This is a genomic window from Sphingomonas sp. DC4900 (assembly GCF_049896485.1).
GTDB lineage: Bacteria > Pseudomonadota > Alphaproteobacteria > Sphingomonadales > Sphingomonadaceae > Sphingomonas > Sphingomonas aquatilis.
Map to the genome: position 1 here is coordinate 1 of NZ_JAFCUK010000004.1, position 20,523 is coordinate 20,523.

Annotated in this window: 18 protein-coding genes and 2 pseudogenes; 8 read left to right on the plus strand and 12 right to left on the minus strand. The window is 65.3% G+C overall.

What is annotated here, in order from left to right; translation table 11 throughout:
- Nucleotides 1–147 precede the first annotated feature (147 nt).
- From ACP690_RS06465 to ACP690_RS06475, 3 genes are all read left to right on the plus strand, one after another.
- A complete protein-coding gene (locus ACP690_RS06465) occupies nt 148–702 on the plus strand; it encodes an aspartyl protease family protein (protein ID WP_426260530.1) in 555 nt (184 codons plus the stop codon).
- Between the two features lie 50 nt (nt 703–752).
- Complete coding sequence (locus ACP690_RS06470; protein WP_426255844.1) at nt 753–1,319, plus strand: DUF2306 domain-containing protein; 567 nt, start codon at nt 753–755, stop codon at nt 1,317–1,319.
- A 104-nt stretch (nt 1,320–1,423) separates the two neighbouring features.
- Nucleotides 1,424–1,609, plus strand: coding sequence for an HAD family hydrolase (locus ACP690_RS06475; protein WP_426256045.1), 186 nt, complete (start codon nt 1,424–1,426; stop codon nt 1,607–1,609).
- An 85-nt stretch (nt 1,610–1,694) separates the two neighbouring features.
- On the opposite strand, the gene ACP690_RS06480 is transcribed toward ACP690_RS06475, so the two are convergent.
- The 8 genes and pseudogenes from ACP690_RS06480 to ACP690_RS06515 form a co-directional block, all read right to left on the minus strand.
- Nucleotides 1,695–1,952, minus strand: coding sequence for a hypothetical protein (locus tag ACP690_RS06480; protein ID WP_426255845.1), 258 nt, complete (start codon nt 1,950–1,952; stop codon nt 1,695–1,697).
- 86 nt (nt 1,953–2,038) lie between these two features.
- Nucleotides 2,039–2,206 (minus strand): hypothetical protein, encoded by a 168-nt coding sequence (locus tag ACP690_RS06485; protein ID WP_426255846.1) that lies wholly within the window; start codon nt 2,204–2,206, stop codon nt 2,039–2,041.
- A 301-nt stretch (nt 2,207–2,507) separates the two neighbouring features.
- Nucleotides 2,508–2,798 carry a hypothetical protein gene (locus ACP690_RS06490; RefSeq protein ID WP_426255847.1) on the minus strand — a complete coding sequence of 97 codons (291 nt, stop codon included), beginning with the start codon at nt 2,796–2,798 and terminating at the stop codon, nt 2,508–2,510.
- A gap of 50 nt (nt 2,799–2,848) precedes the next feature.
- Nucleotides 2,849–3,106 (minus strand): annotated as a pseudogene (locus ACP690_RS06495) (SapC family protein); the annotation flags it as partial.
- A 206-nt stretch (nt 3,107–3,312) separates the two neighbouring features.
- Nucleotides 3,313–5,046 (minus strand): flotillin family protein, encoded by a 1,734-nt coding sequence (locus tag ACP690_RS06500; RefSeq protein ID WP_426260531.1) that lies wholly within the window; start codon nt 5,044–5,046, stop codon nt 3,313–3,315.
- Between the two features lie 29 nt (nt 5,047–5,075).
- Nucleotides 5,076–5,693, minus strand: coding sequence for an OB-fold-containig protein (locus tag ACP690_RS06505; RefSeq protein ID WP_426260532.1), 618 nt, complete (start codon nt 5,691–5,693; stop codon nt 5,076–5,078).
- A 336-nt stretch (nt 5,694–6,029) separates the two neighbouring features.
- A pseudogene (locus ACP690_RS06510) lies at nt 6,030–6,214 on the minus strand (integrase core domain-containing protein); the annotation flags it as partial.
- A gap of 447 nt (nt 6,215–6,661) precedes the next feature.
- Nucleotides 6,662–7,264 carry a TetR/AcrR family transcriptional regulator gene (locus tag ACP690_RS06515; RefSeq protein WP_426260533.1) on the minus strand — a complete coding sequence of 201 codons (603 nt, stop codon included), beginning with the start codon at nt 7,262–7,264 and terminating at the stop codon, nt 6,662–6,664.
- A gap of 96 nt (nt 7,265–7,360) precedes the next feature.
- Between ACP690_RS06515 and ACP690_RS06520 the strand changes: the two genes are divergently transcribed.
- Both ACP690_RS06520 and ACP690_RS06525 read left to right on the plus strand, forming a co-directional pair.
- A complete protein-coding gene (locus ACP690_RS06520) occupies nt 7,361–10,180 on the plus strand; it encodes a DUF2339 domain-containing protein (protein WP_426260534.1) in 2,820 nt (939 codons plus the stop codon).
- Between the two features lie 69 nt (nt 10,181–10,249).
- Nucleotides 10,250–11,308 (plus strand): hypothetical protein, encoded by a 1,059-nt coding sequence (locus ACP690_RS06525; protein WP_426260535.1) that lies wholly within the window; start codon nt 10,250–10,252, stop codon nt 11,306–11,308.
- Between the two features lie 437 nt (nt 11,309–11,745).
- On the opposite strand, the gene ACP690_RS06530 is transcribed toward ACP690_RS06525, so the two are convergent.
- From ACP690_RS06530 to ACP690_RS06545, 4 genes are read right to left on the minus strand one after another with little or no spacing between them, the layout of a single operon-like run.
- Nucleotides 11,746–12,987, minus strand: coding sequence for a DUF2254 domain-containing protein (locus ACP690_RS06530; protein ID WP_426260536.1), 1,242 nt, complete (start codon nt 12,985–12,987; stop codon nt 11,746–11,748).
- Nucleotides 12,988–13,043: 56 nt separating this feature from the next.
- Nucleotides 13,044–14,243, minus strand: coding sequence for a cation:proton antiporter (locus tag ACP690_RS06535; RefSeq protein ID WP_426255854.1), 1,200 nt, complete (start codon nt 14,241–14,243; stop codon nt 13,044–13,046).
- A 25-nt stretch (nt 14,244–14,268) separates the two neighbouring features.
- On the minus strand, nt 14,269–15,828 hold the full coding sequence (locus ACP690_RS06540) for a DUF389 domain-containing protein (protein WP_426260537.1): 1,560 nt from the start codon (nt 15,826–15,828) through the stop codon (nt 14,269–14,271).
- Nucleotides 15,825–16,874: a potassium channel family protein gene (locus ACP690_RS06545; protein ID WP_426255856.1), complete on the minus strand. Its 1,050-nt coding sequence runs from the start codon at nt 16,872–16,874 to the stop codon at nt 15,825–15,827. Before ACP690_RS06545 ends, ACP690_RS06540 begins: the two co-directional genes overlap by 4 nt.
- 395 nt (nt 16,875–17,269) lie before the next feature.
- Here ACP690_RS06545 and ACP690_RS06550 point away from each other — a divergent pair, with 395 nt between their 5' ends.
- The 3 genes from ACP690_RS06550 to ACP690_RS06560 all read left to right on the plus strand — a co-directional run bounded on the left by ACP690_RS06550 (nt 17,270) and on the right by ACP690_RS06560 (nt 20,354).
- Nucleotides 17,270–17,476 (plus strand): TOBE domain-containing protein, encoded by a 207-nt coding sequence (locus ACP690_RS06550; RefSeq protein ID WP_043060051.1) that lies wholly within the window; start codon nt 17,270–17,272, stop codon nt 17,474–17,476.
- Nucleotide 17,477: 1 nt separating this feature from the next.
- Nucleotides 17,478–17,849 (plus strand): winged helix-turn-helix domain-containing protein, encoded by a 372-nt coding sequence (locus ACP690_RS06555; RefSeq protein WP_017979311.1) that lies wholly within the window; start codon nt 17,478–17,480, stop codon nt 17,847–17,849.
- A 102-nt stretch (nt 17,850–17,951) separates the two neighbouring features.
- A complete protein-coding gene (locus ACP690_RS06560) occupies nt 17,952–20,354 on the plus strand; it encodes a TonB-dependent receptor (RefSeq protein WP_426260538.1) in 2,403 nt (800 codons plus the stop codon).
- Nucleotides 20,355–20,523 lie beyond the last annotated feature (169 nt).

Here is a 20,523-nt window from a genome sequence, read left to right on the forward strand (position 1 = left end):
ACGCCCGCCCTACGCCGCAACCAGCACGAACAGTGCGCCCGTCATACCCGTTACGCTGCTCGACGAAGGGGGTCCCTTTTGCACGCCGATAGGGGGTCCTTTTTGGACGCCGATTGACAGGCAACGGCGGAAGTCCGGACTGTTCGCTTGGCATCCGTCGCGCTCGGCGACTTCGTCCGACGCGATCTCGAAGTCGTCACCCGTGACTATAGCAGCAAGCTTAGCCCCGAAGCGGCGTTCTCCGGCATCCTGGGGCGCGCGTTCTTCGGCGATGGCCTGTTGGTCATCGACTATCCGGCTCGTCGCCTCACCTTCACGCGCGCCATCGCGCTCTCCGGTGAGGGCAATGGCGTCATGTCGTACGAGCGGGCCTTCCGGGTGCCGGTGACGATTGGCGATACCCTGACGGAGGGCAATCTCGACACAGGTGCCAACGTGTCGTTCGTGCTGCCGAAAGCGCTGTTCGATCGTGTCGGCGGTGGTGCCCTCCAGTCGGCCGGCCAAGGCAAGCTGACCAACACGACGGTCAGCACCGGCAAGGCGATAGTGAAAGGGCCGTTCCGCATCGGCGCAGCCACGCTTTCGGACGTGGAGGTGCGGGTGTCGGATCGCTATCCGGAACTTCTGGTCGGGGCACACGCCTTGCAACATGTCACGCTGCTGATCGACCAGCGGTTCAGGCGGATCGCTGTGTGCTCGTGACGACGCGATCAGCTCCGACGACATGGGGGCAGAAGGTCGCGTGGGCCGGTATGACGATTCTGAGCGTCGGGATTGCGATCTTTTCCTACCGCTACCTTTTCGCCGCGGGGTCCATGCCACCTGTCATCGCGGCCAACAGCCGTTTCGGCCCCTGGATCGTCATTCATGCCGCCGGGGCTGCAACCGCATTGCTCGTAGGGCCGGTGCAATTCCTGCCGAATCTCCGACAGGACAAGCCCTTCCTCCACCGGATTCTCGGCCGCATCTATGTCGCGGGTTGCCTGATCGGCGGGGTGTCGGCGCTGATCCTGGCGACCGGCGTATCGACGGGGCCGGTTACGGGGATCGGCTTCGGCACGCTCGGCATCGCATGGCTGCTAACGACGGGCGTCGCGCTGCGTGCAGTTCTTTCCGGCCGCATCGCGTCCCACCGACGCTGGATGGTCCGGTCCTTCGCGCTTACGCTCGCGGCTGTCACCTTGCGGATCTACCTGCCGCTATCCGATGTCCTGGGGATCGGCTTCGCCGCCTCATATCCCGTGGTTGCATGGCTTTGCTGGGTGCCGAACATGGCGGTCGTCGAATGGTATCTCCGTTCCGGCCCCCGCGAGCGATGATGTAACGAGTCGGCGCGGGCCATCGCCGGAAGCCTGGTTCAGCTTCTCGTTCGCTCAAGCCCAAGAAAAGACATTCCGCTTTCGACCAATCCGAAGCCGTTCATCTGTCTCGGCCGCGCGGTGACACGCCATATGACATCGAAGCCGCCGCCAAATGCGGCATCGCAGCCGTCGGCGTCCGATCAGGCAAGTTTAGCGACGAAACGCTGCGGGACGGCGGCGCGGTGGCATTGTACGACGATGTCGCCGCCCTGCTGGCCGGTTTCGAGCCTTCGCCGTTAACCGATTGAGGTGGTTTGCCGGGCGGACGTTCGGCGCAGCGGCGATGTCCGTGCGGCATCTGTCCGAAGACGAGACCTCACCAACGGCACCAGCCTACAATCCGGCGTGATCGATCATCGATGCGACCTCGACCGGTAGCTCGGACCCGAGCCTCGGCAGGAAGCGGTTCAGCGCGGTCTGCACGCGCGTTCGCGCGACCTGATAGGCCTTGTGGCGGATCGTGCGCGTCGCGTTGGTGCGCCAGGATGGGCTTTCACCCAGCAGCGCGTCCCATTTGGCCTCTTCTGCCGCCAGGATCGATATCGCCAGGCGCAGCCCGTCCCGCCGCCCACGGGCATAGTCGTCGGACATCACCGATTTCTTCGTCATCTCGCAACGGTGGCTACGCGCCCGGCCTGTGGCAAGGCCGACCTGTCGCGGCCCTTGACCGCTCGTGTTCAGCGCGCCGCCATCTCGGTGACCTTGCCGGCTAACGCGCCGAGCGAGAACGACGTGGTCGGCAGTTCCATGCCATGAACCAGATGCCGGTTCCCGACGGCGGCATTCTCACGCATCGCCGGTGACGAACAGCCGCTTCGACTCAGGGCGCGGCGTGCGGCCGGCATCGTCCACCTGCCGACCTCGTCCGGCTGGTCACTCCTCAGGATGTCGATCGAGGTTGGGCCATAGCTGATCTTTAGTCAAAGATGATCCGTACCATCGAAGTGAGCGTAAAGCCTGATGTGTTTGATCAGCCCGTACCAGATAGTGCGTTGCGGCTTTCAGATCTCCACTGGAAAAGTTCTTTGTAATCGGGAGCTGGTCGCGTGCATTGCTCAGCTGGTCGGGCGTTGGCATGTCGGCATCGCTGGTGCAGCCGGGAACAAAGCGTTCTGCCAATTCCGCCCAAGTCCGCCGGGCTTCATATTAGATCGGCAGGGTTTCTGACAGGGAATCCCACTGTTCGACCGCCGCTGCCGCCCTCGCCAGTTCGCGCTCGGCGGTGTCGAGGGCGGGTTGGGCGGCCAGGAACGTCACGATGGTTTCCAGCCGATCCAGACGGTGGGCCTGATCGTCCATTGTCGCGCGGTTTTCGTGCTGAAGGTCGCGAACGTTCGCGATGTCCGCCCGGTCGGGCCGGGCGCGGCGCCGGATCAGGGCGTCGAGCGCAAGACAGGTCCAGATCACGACGGCGCCTGTCGCGATCGCCAGCGGCAAGGCGTAAGCGGTTCGCCGGTGCGTCTAGCGGCTTTTAGTAAAGACCGGCCTTAGCGTTCCGCGGCGAGCGTCAGGCGTTCCCAATTGCCGGCGGAGAGCAGATGGGCATAGGCAGGCCCCCAGCCGCCAAGCGCCTGCAACTGCGCCACCGCCGCGCTATCCAGCGCTTCGAGCCGGTCGCGGTTGATCGCGACATAATCCAGCAGCAGCACCGGTTCGGCGTCCTCGTGGGGCTGATACCCGGCCTGGCGAGGCTCCATCAGGTCGAGATCGTCCAACAGGCGAACCCAGTGTTCGGTACGGATCTGTGCGTTTTGGTAGCTTTACCGCAGCATACGCCTGTCCGCAAACCGATGGAATTCGTCAGCGACTTTCCGCACGGTCTGCCATCGTCTTCGAGAAGGCGGCAACGTGCCCCAAGCCCACTGCCCGCCTTGATCGCCTGCCGCCGCAGAGATGGATGAACGGCTAAATGTGGAGAGGCGACAGTCCGCCGCGAATGACCGCAACTGGGTCAGGCTGGTCTTGAAGCAGGATCATTCTTTGCCGGACCCACGCCGTTGAGCGGCATTGACCTCTGTGAAGGTTCAACGGCTGCGCTTGTCCCCGAAAGCATCCCATTGAGAGAGCCTCCAGCGATGCCGAGCTCCGCCATCAACCCATCGATCAACGGACCGCCCACCCGATATCGCATCGCTGCCGAGACTGCCGCATCTGCCAAATTGACCTGACCGCCGTTGCCGCCTGGCTCGCCGGCCGGCGCCTCGCCGTGAAGGCCGCGAGCATCGACGATGCTAATCCGATCGATGTTCTCCATAGGCTTGCTGGCAGCGGCTATGATCGCGGGCAGGGCCTCTAGCATAGCCTTGCGGATCAGGAGTGCGGTCTGTGCATCGCTGAGGATGTTGGTGGCTTCGTTCAGCGAAGCTTGGCCGGCCGCATCAACCTTGAAGGCAGCCTCACGCCCTTCGGCGCGTGCCTTTTCGGCATCGGCTTCAGCCACCGCCTCCGTGCGAAGCGCACTTGCGCGGGCTTCCGCAGCCTCTTTCTCAGCAGTGGCGGCGACGGTGATCTGAACGGCCTCTTCCTGCGCGCGCTGCGTCGCGGCAATCACCGCGACGTTCTTGTTGCGATTGGCGATTTCCGTTGCTTTGGCGGTAGCGACACTTTCCTCGGCGCGGACTGCAAGCGCGCGCGCTTCGTTAGCGGCGGCCGTTGCGGTGGACTCTTCCTCAGACTTTTGCGCGGTCTGCACAGCGGTCGTGATGCGCGCGATCTCGATCGTACGGTCGCGCTCAATCGTCGCCGTCTGGATCGCGCCATCGCGCGCAATCGTGGCGGTCTTGATCACCTTGTCCGCCTCGGTCTGCGCTACGGTCTGTGCCTGGGTGGCCGTGATCCGGGCAATTTCGGCGAGGCGGGTCTGTTCCGCTTCAGCCGTCGCGATCGCGGTGGCCTGCTCGGCGCGGCGCGCGGAAAGCGTCTGTTCCTGAAGCAACCGCGCCTGTTCGGCAGCCTGAGCGATCTCGAGCGACTGGTTGTTGGCTTCCAGGTTTCGCTGCTCGATCGCCACTCGGTTGGTCGCGACGATATCGTTGCGGGTCTTCTTGCGCTCCTCAATGGTGCGCGTCAGCACCGTCAAACCTTCGGCATCGAAAGCGTTGTTTTCGTTGAAATGCTCAAAGGCAGTCTGGTCGAAATGCGTGATCGACACCGACTCCAGATGGAACCCGTTCATGTCGAGATCGGTGAGTAGCGCTTCCTGCACCTTCTGGATGAAGTCTGCGCGATTGGCGTGGAGGTGCTCCATCGTCATCGTTGCGGCTACCGACCGTAACGCCGAGACCAGCTTGCCATCGAGCAGCGACTTGACTGCATCCGGATTGTTCACCGAATCGCCGAGCGTCTGTGCGGCAGCTGCGATTGACTCCGCGTCGGGCTTGACCTTGATATGGAACAGGCCGACGACATCGACCCGCAGCTTGTCGAGCGTGATCAGCGCATCCTTATTGAGCCGCGACACCTCCAGCTTCACTGTCGTCAGGCGGACCTGCATCAGCTCGTGAAGAACGGGGATGACCATGATGCCGCCGTTGAGCACCACCTTTTCGCCACCGAAGCCGGTTCGGATCAGCGCGACATCTTTGGTCGCACGGCGGTAAAGACGGGTCAGGATGATGCCGATGACCATGAAGGCAAACAACACGATGCCTGCGTAGATCAGGACGTTCAGTAGCGATGCAGGCATGTGTTCCCCCCTTTTAGTCGTCACATGTATCAGATCGATCGAAGAAGAGAATCATCTTCGGCTAGGGCGAAAAATATCTGCCCCTCACGGCGGACCAGCAACGCACGCTGACCCGTCCCAATGACGGCCGTATCATCGTGCGGCTCAACCATGATGATATGGGCCTGTCCGTGCTGGTCCACGACTTTGGCCCGGGCAGGGGCCCCGCGCCGCGCAGCGCCTTCCAGAATGGTGCAGCGCCGTCTCAACAAATCGTCCGTCGAGATCACGCTGCTTTCAAAGCCCGGCATGATCCGGGCAAGGCCATGAGCAGCGCCGATGTTGAGGAGGCCACCGCCGATCAGCGCACCGATACAAGCCAGCGGCCATGTCAGCGGTGCGCCAGAAAAAGAGGAGACCCCCTGCTGAATGGCAACCCCGGTCAGGGTGAAGCATCCGAGTAGAGAGGTCAGCCAGATCAGGACTGGCAACTCGCCGCTTAGCCCCAGCCAGTCTAGCACACCGTGATGTCCATCGACGCCGACGTCAGCACTCAGGTCGAGATGGCCAAGCCCCAGCCCGACAGCCTCGATCAGGCCAATTCCGATCATGACGAAGAACGCTATCGCGAACGGTAGATAGGCCGGCGTTAGAAAGTTGGCTAGCATCCGTCGAGACTATCATGATGGCGTACCGATACCACCCGCCACGTGGCTGTATTACCCAGCTGGGGATCGCCATCGATGACCTCTGAAGCCGCCAGCTGGCTCCGCTGCCTATCCTTTTTAGGAGAACGAACGGCAGAAGTGGAAAACATCGAACCGGCCTGTAAATGGCCGTTTTGGGGTCCTGCCTTTGGCAGGTGTCGCTCACTAGCGGACATAGCGTAAGCCGGTAGTCTGCCAGCGATGATTGATATTGCAGGATATGCCTTCCCGAATGACCTGTTCCCCGTTTTCAGGCCGCTGATAAATTATCTTGCGTGTCCTTAGCCCGTGGCTGGGACGGTTCGTGAACTCGGCGGGTGTCATGTCGCCGAGGCTGCCGTGCGGACGCACGGTGTTGTATCCGTCCGCCATGCCCTGATGATTCATCTCGCTGCAGCCAGCGATGGAAATAGGCGCTCGTTCAAGCACTCGTCGCGCAAGCGACCATGGAGGGATTCCACGAAGCCATTATGCTGCGGCTCCCATATTATGGGACTGTCGATTGCCGATGCAATGACCGTGAGGCCACACCCTCGGAATACTAGGCGATGCGGGCAATGCCGCTCCCCTTTGCCCACAATTGGGTGACACTCTGGAAGCGGGATGAACAGTTCTCCGACGTCGCTCTGAATCCACCGCCTCGCAGGCGGTCCGGCGTCGAGAACCACATCAAGGACTTTCTGGGCCCGAAGATTGGCGTCCATCCGGAGAGCGTGGATCAGAACGCGATGCGAGCTTGGCTGCACTTTCTTGGTCGCATGCCATTTGGAGCGAGAGGAGGGCGTTGCCCTCGTCGGTGAGCGATATTTCGAGGGCGTGAAGCTTCCGCTTGACGATGCCCGACCGGGCTGCGTCCGAGTGCTGCGATGGGCCATGGATGACTAAGAGTGGCTCGTCATGATAATCATCTTGTCCGTCACGCAGATCGATCAGTGCGCAGATCGAGCGGCGAGTACCTCCCGCACGCGTGCCAGAGCCGCCGCCTCCGGCGCTGCTTCGCCCATCAAAGCCCACGCGCCGCTGATTGCGAAGGCGCAGTGACCGTGCACCGTCGCGATTAGCGATCGCGCGAGGGTGGCGAGGTCGTCGTCGGCTTCGCAGTCGACAGCATATGCGATCTCCTGGACGACGATACGGGTCAGCAGGCTGCGGCCTGTTTCGTCGGCCTCTGTCAGTCCGCTGTCGGGGGGCAGGCGGTGGTCGAAGATCGCGGTCCAGAGGTGCGGATGTTCGCGCGCGAACCCAAAATAGCCGTTGACCAGCGCCGCGATCCGGTCGCCGTCCTGTCCGGTGGCGTCCAGTCGTTCACGCAGCGATCCTGCCCAGGCGGCGAAGCTGCGCGTGTTGATCGCCGCGATCAGGCGGTCGGCTGTGCCGAAGACGTTGTGGATCGTGCCGATCGAGTAGCCGATCCGTCGCGCCACTTCGCGCGCGGAGAAGCCGCCCAATCCGGCTTCGGCGATCAGCGCCGACCCTGTCGACAGGATCAGCTCCTCAAGCTCGGCGCGGCTGTGATCCGATCGACGTCCCATGGAAAGGCGATAGGCCCATAATTGAGCATTGTCCAATTTATATATTGAGCACTGCTTTATTTATGGTAGCGTGGCGGCGAATCGAGGAGGTCGGCAATGTCGCTGCTGCTGTTGATCGTCGGGTGTGTGGCCATTGGGTTGCTATGGCAGGAAGTTCGGCGGCTGCGCGACCGCGTCGAAACGCTGGAAGACTGGTTCGCGGCGTCGGCGGCCCCGGTGGCAGTGGCCGCTCCGCCGTCTATGTACCTCCCGCCCGAGTCGTTCCCCGATCTGGATGATGCCGAGTATCGCCCGGCGGAGCCTATCGCCGAACCAGTGGTCTTGGCCCCAGCGCCGGTCGTCGAACCCCCGCAGGAGGCATATGTGGCGGAGTTGGCGGCGATCGAGATTCCGCCGCCGTCGTCGCGCTTCGAGGATGTGTTCGGGCGGCGGCTGCCGATCTGGGCGGGTGGGCTGACGCTGGCGGTCGCGGGGGTGCTGGTCGTCCGCTACTCAATCGAGGCGGGCCTTATCTCGCCTTGGGTGCGGGTCGTGTTCGGGCTGATCTTCGGCGCCGGCCTGATCGGTGGCGCGGAAGTGGCGATGCGTCGCGAGGCCGTGGTGCGCGATCCGCGGGTGCGCCAGTCGCTGGCGGGCGCCGGCATTGCCACGCTCTATGCGGTGACGCTGGCGGCGACGCATCTTTACGATTTGATCGGGCCGGGCACGGCCTTTGTCGCCTTGGCATTGGTGACAGGGCTCGCTGGCTCGCTGGCGTCGCGTTTCGGCGCGCCCAGTGCGCTGCTCGGACTTGTGGGTGGTCTGGCGGCGCCGGCGCTGGTCGGCGCCGGCGAGCCGAACGTGCCGTTGCTGACACTGTATCTGGCGCTGACCGTCGGCGGGCTGTGCGCGCTGGGACGGCAGCAGCGTTGGTGGTGGCTGGGCGCGCTGGCGCTGGCCGGAGGCTTCGGGTGGGGGACGCTGCTGATTCTGGGCGGTGCGCTCGATCTGGCGGCGGCGCTGTCAGTCGGCCTCTACACGCTGGCGCTCGCCATCGCGTTGCCGCTGCTGTTGGCCGGCGACCGTGCCGCGCTTCTGCGCGTCGCGGCAGCCGTGCTCGGCTGCGCGCAACTGGCCGCGCTGGTCGCTCTGGGCGGGTTCGCACCGCTTGACTGGGGCTTGTTCGGGCTGATCTCGCTGGCGATCCTTTGCCTGTCGCGACGAGAGCCACTGTTCGCAGATCTTCCGGCGCTGGCGCTGGGCGTGGCGATCCTGCTCGGGGTCGCTTGGCCCGCGCCGACCGTCGCGGGGATGGGAGCGCTTCTGGCGGCGCTGGTTGCCATCCACGCGGTTCCCGCCGCCCTGCGCGTGTGGCGGGACGATGCCCGGCCGGTCGATGCCCCCATGGTGGCGGCCGTCGCGGTGGCCATCGGCGTGCTGCCAGCCCTGCGTTTCGATCATGTCGGCTTCGTGGCTTTGGTCGGCGCCGCTCTGGCGGCGGGCGTGGCGGTGCGCGGATGGCGCGCGGCCGGTCGAGCTGACGATACGCGCTTTGCGACGCTGGTAATCACGGCGGCGGGGGCGCTGGCGCTGGCCGCGGCGCAGATGCTGCCCTTCGCAGGGTGGGCGTCGGCGGCGGCGCTTCTGTGTGCCGCGATGATGACGCTCGCCGACCTGGCGGATGACCGGCGGATAGAGCGCGCGGGCTGGGTCTTCGGCGCGGCAACGATGGCTTTGCTGGGTGTCGGTGTCGGCGAAGGTATCGGCCGGACGTTCGGCGAGGCGGGGAGCGGACAGGTCGCCGCGTGGATCGTGCCCGCCATGGTGGGGCTGGGTCTGGCGATCCGCTCAACGGGCACGCGGGCAGCGGTGATGCAGCCGGCAGCGGTGCTGATCGGCTATGGCGCAATGGCACAGGTCGTGTCGGGAAGCATGTTGCCGCTCGTACCCGTCGTCATGCTGTGTGCGATCGCCGTTTCGCGCCGCGCGACCGTTCTACCCGCCACGCTGGCGGCCGGTGCCATCGCCACGGGCTGGACGATTGTACCGCTGCTGGCTTGGGGCTGCTCGGCATTGGTCGCCGCTACGGGGGCCGTGGTGCTCGTCGACGCCTGGCCGAGTCTGGGTAATGCTTTCCTACGGATCGCGCTGCCGGGTGGGGCGCTGCTGGTGGCGCTGCGTCTCCTCTCATCCCCGCGTGTAGTCCGGCGCGGTGCCGCCATCGGCGCGGGTGTGCTGTTGGTGGTCGCGGCGCATGTCGTGCTGGTGCGGGTGGTCGGGATCGACAGTCATGCTTCGTTTCTCGCTCGGTCGATGATGGAGCGGACGCTTTGGGAGGGGATGCTGGCGATCGCCGCGGTGGCCGCGTGGAGATGGCGGCGTGACGATGCCGCCATTGCCCTCGGCACGGCGGCGCTTGGCCATGGCGTGTGGTTCACGGGGATCGTCCTCAATCCGCTGATCGAGCTGCAGCAGCCGGGGCCATGGCTGGCGCTGTCCTATGCAATCATGGGCGGGCTGCTTTGGGCGATGCTGCGGCTGCTGCCCGCTGCGGTCCGCCAGCGTGACGGCGCGCTGATGCTGCTGATTGTCGTCGCCGCCTTCACGCTCCTCCGGCAGGTCAGCCACACGCCGATGCTACTTTCGACCGGCACCGGAGCAGGCGAGCAGATCGCGCGATCGATCCTAGCGCTGTTGCTGGCGGGTGCGTTCCTGTGCGTCGGGATCGTTCGCCGCGCCCGCGACTGGCGCCTCACCAGCCTTGCGCTGATGCTGGTCGCGGTCGTGAAGGTGTTCCTGTTCGACGCCGCCGGCCTCGACGGTCTGGCGCGCATCGCGTCCTTCGCCGCGCTCGGCTTCAGTTTGATCGGCGTCGGCTGGCTCTACAGCCGCTACCTGCCCGACGAGACCCATGAAACTTTCACCGCTATCGCCTAGAACGAAGGGAAGTCCGGTTCATGCCCACGCAAGATCGCCACAGGCCTTTTCATCTTTGTCTACTTCCTGTTGTTGGGCTTTGCCGGTCAATTTGACGATAAATGGCATAAGGCGGCGCAGGTTCGTGCGGTAAAGGCTGTCGAGATCGGCATTATGATGCTGGTGCTGGGCGGGTTCTCGTTCCAATCGGTGCCGGTGCTGCTCGCCTATCTGTTCCTGATGGATATGCACCCGATAACGTTCGAGCTGGTCGAATATTCGATCCTGCCGCGGCATCTGGATCGCGACGAGCTGATGGGTAGCACCGGGCTGTTCGAAGTAGGAACGTTTCTGGCGATCGTGACTAGGCAGTTGCTCGGCGGCCTTATCCCGAGGTGGAAAGCCGCGTTCGTGGCCGTGGCGGTAGCGGCGGTCGGCTTCGTCGCCAGTCTGACGGTGCCGAGCGCGCCGGCGGCGGCACGGGGGCTTGTTATTGAACGCAACGTGTCGCGCAGCACGGTTGCGATTCTGTCGGTAGCGCGGGCGCGTCGCGGCGTGTGGCCGCCGATCCTTGGCATCAGTTGGCTCTTCTCCTTCGTTGCAATCCTGATGTCGGAGTTCGCGCCGCTGGTCAGCGGTACGCTGGGTGCCGGCGCCGGTCCGGTGACCCTGTCTCTGCTCGTCTTCTCAATATTGGCCGCCGGCGGATCGCTGGCAGTGAGCAAGCTGCTCGGTGGCGAGGTGACCGCGGGCTACGAGCCGATCGCCGCACTGGGCATGGCTGCATCCCTGATCGCATTGTGGATCGTGACGCGCAGCGTCTCAATCGCGGTGGCCGGTGCCGACATATCGGCGTTTCTGGTAAGTTTGGGCGGTTGGCCGATCCTGGCGGGGCTGATCGGTCCAGCGTTATCGGGTGGCGTATTCATCGTGCCGCTCTACGCCCTCCCTTCAAGCGGACATCGACCCGGCGGAACGTTCTCGGACGATCGCGGTCAACAACATCGCCAACGCCTTCGCCACGGTCCTTATGGTGGTGGTCGTGACGGTGCTGCTGGCGTTAGGGGGCGGCGTTCCGGGGATCATTGGCGCGCTGGGGTTCGCGACGCTCACGATCGGAGACGACTGCGTGAAGGCGTCCGGTATTGATCGAGCGATCGCCCGGATCAAGCTGGAGAAACGTCTCGGTCCATTGCGTAGGCATGGCGAGTGTCCGCCGCCTCGACGGGGCACCTGCGAGGGCTTGTCTTTGCCGGTGACTATGAACACAAACCGAGCCGCTTGCTCGATCGCGGTCACCGATCGACGCTGGGCAGCGATCCCCGATCAACTGGCCCGATACCCTGTCGATCGGTCCCGGTGACTATCTCTATTTATCCGCGAACCAGTTCCATCGAGAGCCCGGCTTTCATGGCGGCCGCGACTTGCGGGGTAAGCCATATGAACTGCTCCGTCGTAAAACCCGACGCAGGGGAGAGCAACCTGAAGCGAGGCGGGAACTAATCCATCCGAAATGGCCGCCCTCAGCGTCCAGGAGCGGCTCGCTTGGGGAACACGGACATCGCCGCTAAACGACCGTTTGTGAGTCAACCCTGACCGAAACAGGACGCATAGGCCCGCTCGATTGCCGCCCGGTCAGCGCTGCTCGTCAATGCCGCCTTTGCGCGCTCGACGGCATCCTGCGCCTCGCGTCGGATGAGGGGACGGGCGTCCTCGGCATGCCCGGCTAGCGCACCAAGAGCCTTTTGCAGACGTATGCCGACTTCGATCGTGGCGGCACCGTCGCGTGCGATCGGGCGGCACCAATCATCGAGCAGGTCGGCGAGGTGGATGGCAGGAACATGCACCCGAGCGGGCAAAGACGACACATCGGCCTGATGATCGACGATCCGCCGCAGGACGCGGGCACCCGCCTCGATCACCGCAATCGCCGTGCCCGGATCGTTGACCGCGGGGGACAGCGCCCGCGACGCGATTTCGGACAGAGCGATCAGGCCGAACCGCGGGTCATGGTCGAAGGCTCGGTGATGCGACAGGGTGAAGGCCGAGCGGATACGCGCGATACGGTCATCGTCGCACGTACGGGAGACGAGGGCTATCGGTTGTTCGGGTTCCACCAGCTTGCCGGGCAGGGCGAGAATGTGGATGTCGGCATCGACGGCCTCAGCGATCTCGCCCAGCACGGCGAGGTCGACATGAGTGACCCGCGCGACCGTCTCCGGGCAAATCGCGATCATGCCGCGAGGGGGCGAGCCGTCGGGCCGTGCATCCAGGGCCAACGGCATGGCGACCGTGTCGACCGCGGCCAGCGCCGCGCGCTCCACCCGATCGATCGTATCCGCGACGCGGCCGAACCGCGCGATATGTTCGATCCAACGCAGTAGCGTGAAGACGATGAACAGGATGACGACGATCGTTCCGAAGAACAGGATCACGCGCCCGGTCTCGCCGTACAGCCCGGTCGACAGCGCGATGATGCCGACGATCGCGAACAGGAAGCTGCCAAGGAAGGTCGCAAGCGTATTCTGCGCGGTACTGTCGTCGATCAGCAGTTGCACGGCACGCGGGGTGAGCGTGCTGGTCGCGCCCGAATAGGCCGAGACCATCGCGCTCAGCGAGAAGGTCGTCACGGCGAGCATGCTGGACGCCAGGATGGTGAGGATGTTGTCGACCGACTTCGAGCCGATCTTCGCGGCGAAGTCGTACGATATCGTGTGCCCCACCAACGCGCCCGTCAGCGCAAGGGCGCCGCCGAAGGCGCAGACCAGCGCCGCCCTGAACCACATCCTGCGGCTGAGCAGGCGGATAAGCCACTGCCATCGGGTCAACGTCGCCCCCTTCCTCGCGCGTTCAAGCGCCGGGATCGATCCGGGGTTCCGGGGCATCAATGGTCCGCGTCGGCCGATCCGGTCAGGCGCCAGCGGCGCAGCAACCACGGCATCGTCAGACCTTGCGCAAAGATCGAGAAGGCGACGACGCCGAACGTGACGACGACGATCTGCCCGCGCTCCGCAACGGTGGCCGGCACCGCCAGGGCCAGCGCCAGCCCGACCGCTCCCCGCAACCCGCCCCAGACGAGGACATGCTGATAGGTCGCCGGCAATCGCAGCCCCGACCGCACGAAGGGCAACGCCAGCGGATAGACCGCCGCCGCGCGACCGATCAGCGTCAGGACGATGGCCATCCCCAGCGGCAGCGACACGAGCGCGATGGGCTGGTGCGCCTCATGACTGCCGATCAGCAGGAACAGGCACGAATTGGCGAGGAAGGCGGCATAGGTCCAGAAATCCTGGACATGCTGTCGCCCGGCGACCGAGATCGACCCGCGCGGGCCGAGGTTGCCGACGATGAGCCCGGCTGCCAGCGCGGCGAACACGCCCGAGGCATGGACGTGTTCGGCGAGCAGGAACGATCCCCAGGCGACGACGGTGGTCAGCGTCACCTCGACCAGATGATCCTCGGTGCGGCCCGCGACGGTCAGCACGATGAAGCCGATGACAGCGCCGATGGCAAGGCCGCCCGCCACCGTCCATAACAGGGCGAGCGCGGCGCCAGAGGTCGTGAGCGCCTCGCCATTCGCGACGCCGATCAGGATCGCGAAGCCGACGGCGGCGACGCCGTCGTTGAGCAGGCTTTCGGATTCGACGACCATGCTCAACCGGGGTTCGGCCCGCATCTCCTTGAATGCGGCGATGACCGACACCGGGTCGGTCGCGGCGATCAGGACGCCGAAGAACGTTGCGCCCAGCACGCTCCAGCCGAGCAGCAGATGCATGCCGCCCGCGACGATAGCGGCGCTGATCGCAACGCCCAGAAAGGCGAGCACGATTGTCAGCGGCATCTCCGTCCGAAAGCGCGACCAGCGCAGCTGCATCGCCGCCTCGAAGATCAGCGGTGGCAGGAAGACGTTGAAGATCAGCTCGCGCGATAAAGGCAGGTCGGCACCGACCGGGAAATAGGCAAGGCCGATGCCCGCCAGCACGAGGCCCGCCGTATAAGGCAGGCCGATCCGCCGCGACACCATCGCCACCAGCGAGGCGACGATCAGCATCGTTCCCAATTCGGTCAGTCCGATCTCTGCCATCAATAGTCCTTCGATCGTCCGGGAATCATGGGGCGGGTGTTGCGGCGGGCGTCAGGGCGAACCGGCGACCCGCAGCCGGTGCAGGGGTTGCGGCTACGCCCTGCTGGCGCAACGCGGCGGCGATCGACAATGCCCGCCGCGTATCGAGATTCGGATTGGCGGGCGGTGCGCCGGCAGGCAGACCCGGCACGGCCAGGGTCGATACGTTCCAGCGTCGCGCCGCCCAAGCCGAAGTCGCGACGGCGTCACCGGCGTCGGCGTCGAGCGTGTCGGAGCCGTCGGCGAAGACGATCTCCGGCAACGGCCCCTGCGGCGGCACGATCGCCACGTCCCAATCCTCGCTCTGCTGCGCGACGCGGCGCTCCAGCATGCGATAGGTCGCGACGGTGGCGCCGGGTAGCGGGGCGGCGGGTGCGATGGCGCGATGGTGGTCCCGGTCGATCGTCACTGCATCGGGCGCGACGCCGGTGATGAGCGCGATACTGTTTGCCAGATCGGTAACATGCTGCGCGGCCGTGTTGGTCGCTTCCCCTGCCTGGCGCAGCTCTTCGCGCTGGGCGGCGAGCGCGTCGGCGCCTGCGCCGAGCAGGATCTGGTCGAGGTTCAGCCGCACCGGCCGGGCCAGCTGCTGCGCCAGCGCGGCCTGGATCGCGCGCGTTTTCTGCATCGAACGGCGCGGGGTGATGACGACCGCACGCACCACGATGGGCCGGGCGGTGAAATCGATGTCGAGTTGCGTCACGCGCGCGTCCGCGCCGAACCGATCGGACAGCAGTGACCGCGTCTGCGCGGTGGCGAGTGCTTCCCGTCCGATCCGGTTGAGCGAGATGCCCAGCGGGATCGCCATGACGATGAAGACCAATGTCAGCAGGCCGGTCTGCACCCAGCTCTGCCGTCGCGACAGATGATGGCCGAACCCGTAGAAGCGCGCCATCACCGTGGCGGACAGGGCGATGGTGATGAAGTTGGTGGCGAACAGCGCGAAGGCGCCCATGCCGACCGGCGCATTGCGGGTCGCGATGCCGTAGCCGACCACCGCGAGCGGCGGCATCAATGCGGTCGCGATGGCCACGCCGACGATCGTGTCGCCACGCCCACGGATGATCGCGAAGGTGCCGGCGAGCGCGGCGAACAGCGCGACCGCCAGGTCGAACAGATTGGGCCGCGTCCGCGCGACGATCTCGGCGGTTGGTGCCTGCAACGGCGATACGAGCACCAGTAGCGCGGTGAAGGCGATCGCCGCGACCGACCCGATCACCAGCGCCTTCAGCGATCGCCGCAACTCGCGAAAGTCGAACAGCGCCAGGCTGAAGCCGAAGCCCAGAATCGGGTTCATCAGCGGCGAAATCAGCATCGCGCCGATCACCACTGCCGGTGACGACAGCAGCAACCCCAGCACCGCAATCCCTGCCGACATCATCGTCATGAAGGCGAAGCGCGGGCTCCATCCGCTTTCCTCGATGACGCGCGCCAGCACCGCCTCGTGATCGACGCGCCCGACCACGGACCGCCGCCACCAGCGGTAGAGCGCGATCCGGCCGAGGCGCCCGGCGGGGTCGGGGCGATCCGATGCGGCGACGGTCATGACAGGCGCTCCGTGGGGACGATCTCGACGATCCGGTCGCCGATCTCCAGCCGCTGCGCCTCCGGTTCCCAGAAGCCGATCGCGGTCCCGCCCCGATGCAGGCGAACACCGAGCCCGGTGGTGAGGGTGGACAGCGGCCGGCCCACCTCCGCCGGTGCGACGTCGCGTTCGTGCAGCGCGACGCGGCCGCCGTGCGCGGCGAGATCGGCGATGTAATCGGCCAGATGCTCGCCATGCGTCGAGCCGGCGAGCAGCAGACCGGCAAAGCTGGCCGGGTTGATGACCGTCGTCGCGCCGGCCTGCCGGGCGAGTGGTTCGTTGTCCTCCGACCGGATCACCACGCTTAGCGGTACGCCGGGCGCCAGCCCGCGCGCGGTCAGCACGATCAGGATCGACGTATCGTCGCGTCCGGCTGAGACGATCACCGCCTTCGCGCGGGCGACCTGCACCGCATCCAGCGTCGCGTTGCGGCTGGCATCACCCTGCATGACGTTGACACCCAGCCGCTCGGCCATCTCGATAGCGGCCGCACGTTCGTCGATGACGACGATGCTCGCGGGATCCGCGCCTCGCCGGATCAGCTCCGCCACGGCCTCGCTGCCCGATGTGCCGAAGCCGGTGACGATTGTATGGCCGCTGAGCCGCTGCTGGATCACGCGCATCCGCCACCCGTCCCACACACGTCGAAGGAGAAAGTCATAGGCGGTTCCCAAAAAGATGAGCCACACGAAGAGCCGGATCGGCGTGACCACGAACGTATCGAACAGCCGGGCCTGCTGCGTCACCGGCACGATATCGCCGTAACCCACGGTCGTGACGGTGATCATCGTGAAGTACAGAACATCGGCGAAGCTGATGTGGCCGTCGATATTGTCGCGCAGGCCGGCACGATCGAGCCAATGGCCCGCCAGCGCGATCCCGAGCAGCGCGAGGACCAGCCCGACCCTCCACAGCAGCGACAGCCAGACCGGCGTGCGCCGTCGCCGTCGCAACGCACCGGTGGTGGTGGCGTCGCCGCGTGTCGAGCGATGGTCGCGTCCTATCATGCAGCCCCCGTGCGCAGACCCGCACGGCGGCATCGATGCGGTGAGGTGCAAAGGGCAGGCGCGGGAGGACGCGCGCGATCGGTCATGTCCGGCCTTCCGTCACGGTCATCGGCGCTGGCGGCCCGACCAGCGCAACATGCCTGCACCCCTGGTAAAGACGCACCCACGCAGGGCTATCGCAGCCACGGCTCTTTTGGACAAGACAGGTGCGGCATTCGCCGGTGCGGCGGAGTAACAGTCCCGCGGATATCCCGACGCGCGATCCGTCATGCCTCATGGCCACGTGTACCGTCGGCCTTCCTGCCGGCGGATGTGCTCTCGTCCCGTTCTCGGGACGATATAGGCTATGGCGACCAGTGCGGTTAGAACCGATGGTCATCCAACGGAGGGTCATCATGAAGCTCAGCGCACGCAACCAGATCTCCGGCACGATCGTCTCGATTGCGCCGGGCGCCGTGAACGGTTCGATCAAGGTCGACATCGGCGGCGGGAATGTCGTCACCGCCAGCATCACCGAAGAAGCGATTGCCGAACTCGGTCTGGCGGAGGGTGACGCCGTCACGGTGATCATCAAGGCCAGCGACGTGATGATCGGCAAGTAAGATGAAGCTCGGGCCCCTCTGGCTGAAGATCCAGATCGCCTGCGGCGACGCACTGGCCATGGGGCCGGGCAAGGCCGACCTGCTGGAGGCGATCATCGAACATGGCTCGATCAGCGCGGCCGGGCGGGCGCTTGGCATGAGCTATCGTCGCGCCTGGCTGTTGGTCGACGAGATGAACCGCTGTTTCGACCCCGTCGTGGTCGAGACGATCAAGGGCGGCGGACGCGAGCGGGGCGCGCGGGTGTCGCCGACGGGCATCGCCGTCCTCGAAGCCTATCGCGACATGGAGCGGGAGGCCTCAGCCATCGCCGACCGCCCGGCCTATGCGCAGCTTCGCCAATATTTGCGGCAGGAGCCGGTAGCGCCCGATTGATCGCTTTGGGCCCAGTAAATCTCTGTATACGGCTGAATACACCATCGATATACGACCGGATATAAAGCGGCGGAAACGGCCGCTCTAAACGGGGTATTGTCGATGTCGAAGCGGCTCGCGGGTCTTCTGTGTGCGACGGTCATGCCGGCGTTTAGCGCACCCGCCTTGGCGCAAACGACCCAAGGCACGACCGCGAGCGACCGGGATCGGGGAGAGGGACTGCCCGACGTCATCGTCACGGCGCGCCGCCGGACGGAGGATGCGCAGCGCGTGCCTGCAGCCTTGTCGGTGGTGGGCGGTGACCTCATCGACCAGAGCTACACGGTCAATACGCAGGGTCTGACGACGCTGATCCCAACGCTGAACTACAGCTCGGCCAACCCGCGCAACACCGCTTTCACCATCCGCGGGCTGGGATCGAGCGTCGTCGCTGTCAGCCAGGCGAATGACGGGCTGGAGCCGGGCGTCGGCTTCTATGTCGATCAGGTTTACCACGCCCGGCCAGCCACCGCCGCGTTCGACTTTGCCGACATCGAGCAGGTCGAGGAGCTGCGCGGGCCGCAGGGCACGCTGTTCGGCAAGAACACGACCGCTGGTGCACTGAACATCACCACGCACGCGCCGACCTTCACCCGCGAGGGGTTCGCCGAACTGTCCTATGGCAACTATAATTTCGTGCAGGCCAAGGGGTGGGCGTCGGGGCCGATCACCGACACGATCGCCTATCGGATCTCGGGCGTGTCGACCCGGCGCGACGGCGTGCTCGACAATGTTCGCACCGGCCGCGCCGCCAACACGATCGGCACGCAGGCGGTGCGCGGGCAGCTGCTATTCAAGCCCGCCGACACCATCCAGATGCGCGTCATCGCCGACGTCACCAACTTCCAGGCCTATTGCTGCGGGCAGGTGTATCTGCGCACCGGCAGCAGCTTGCGCGCCGCCAATCGCCAGTTCGGCGGGCCGAACGGACTGGCCGCGCAGTTCGGCTATGCGCCGCCGAGCACCAATGTCTACGATCGGAAGACCGACATCGACGGCCCGCTGGGTGTCGACACCAACGAAGGCGGCGTGAGCGCGATCACCGACTGGAACCTAGGTCCGGTCACGCTGACCTCGGTCAGCGCATGGCGCTTCTGGAACTGGGATGCGGAGAACGACCGCGACTATACCGGCTTGCCCGTCCAGCTCTCGCAGCACATTCCGTCGCGGCAGGACCAGTATAGCCAGGAACTGCGCCTTGCCTCGAACGGCACCGGATCGCTGTCCTATGTCGTCGGCCTCTACGGCTTCCGCCAGCGCCTGACCGGGCGGCCGATCAGCATCTATGGTCCGGCCGCCGCCCGCTATCTGATCGGGACGACCGTCACGACCGGCACGGGCGCAGCCGCCGTGGTAACGCCGGTGCCGTCCAACCTGCTCGACGGTTACGGGCAGGACGGTCGCACCGATTTCCGCAGCCTCAGCTACGCCGCGTTCGGCGAGGTCAACTACCGCGTCTTCGACCGCCTGACCGCGACGGTCGGCCTGCGCTATACGCAGGAGGAGAAGGACGGCTTTTACACCACCAGCGTCTCGGGTGGACCTTCGACGACCAAGACCGCACTCATCAACGCCCGCCTCGGCGTGCTGCGCCCGCAAAGCTATGAGTCGCATGACAGCGACGGCAGCCTGTCGGGGCGCGGCAACCTCGCATGGCAGGTGACCGACACGACGATGGCCTATGCGAGCTATGCCCGCGGGTTCAAATCGGGGGGGATCAACATGTCGGGCCTGCCACTCGACAGCAACAACCGGCCGGTGCTGGCGACCGCGGTGGTGCGGCCCGAGCGCAACGAAACCTATGAGGTGGGCCTGAAAAACTCGCTGTTCGACAACCGGCTGATCTTCAACATCGATGGCTTCTACACCAAGGTTCGCGACTTTCAGGCGACCGTCGTCGAGAACTCGCTGACGCAGACGGTGCAGCTACGCGGCTACCTGTCGAACATCCCGCAGGTGACGGTAAAGGGTATCGAGGCGGACGTGACCGCGCTCATCCTACCGGGCCTTAGCGCACGCACCAGCTTCGCCTATTCGGACGGCGAATATACCAACTATCCCGCCGGCCCATGTCCGCTGGAGGTGCAAACCGCTTCCACCACGCGGTGCAGCCTCACCGGCCAGCGTCTTGCCTCGCTGCCGCGCTTCGCGATCACCGCCGGGCTGGATTATCAGCGACACGTCGGTAACGGACAGGTCTTCGTCCATGTCGATACCGCCTCGCGCAGCGGCTTCAACGGCGACCCTAGCCTGTCGCGCTTCACCTATATCCGCAGCTACAACCTGACCAACGCCAATATCGGCTATCGCTTCGCGGACGGGCTGGAACTGATCGTCTGGGCACGAAACCTGCTCGACGCCGACTACATCCAGAACCTGACGATCCAGGCGGGCAATTCGGGCCTGATCGTCGGGACACCGAGCGACCCGCGTACAGTCGGGGGAACGATTCGCTTCCGGATGTAAGTTTCCTCAGGCTGATGGACGAACGGCAGAAGTTGGAAATCCGGAAGCAGGTCGCGAACGTTTGATTGTGGGTCGTCCAAGCGGCTGACCCACCGGTCACGTAGTCCATCTTCGCTGCTTACCGCGCCGATTATGCTTGAGACACCCACGGCGCCCTCCAACGTCTTCA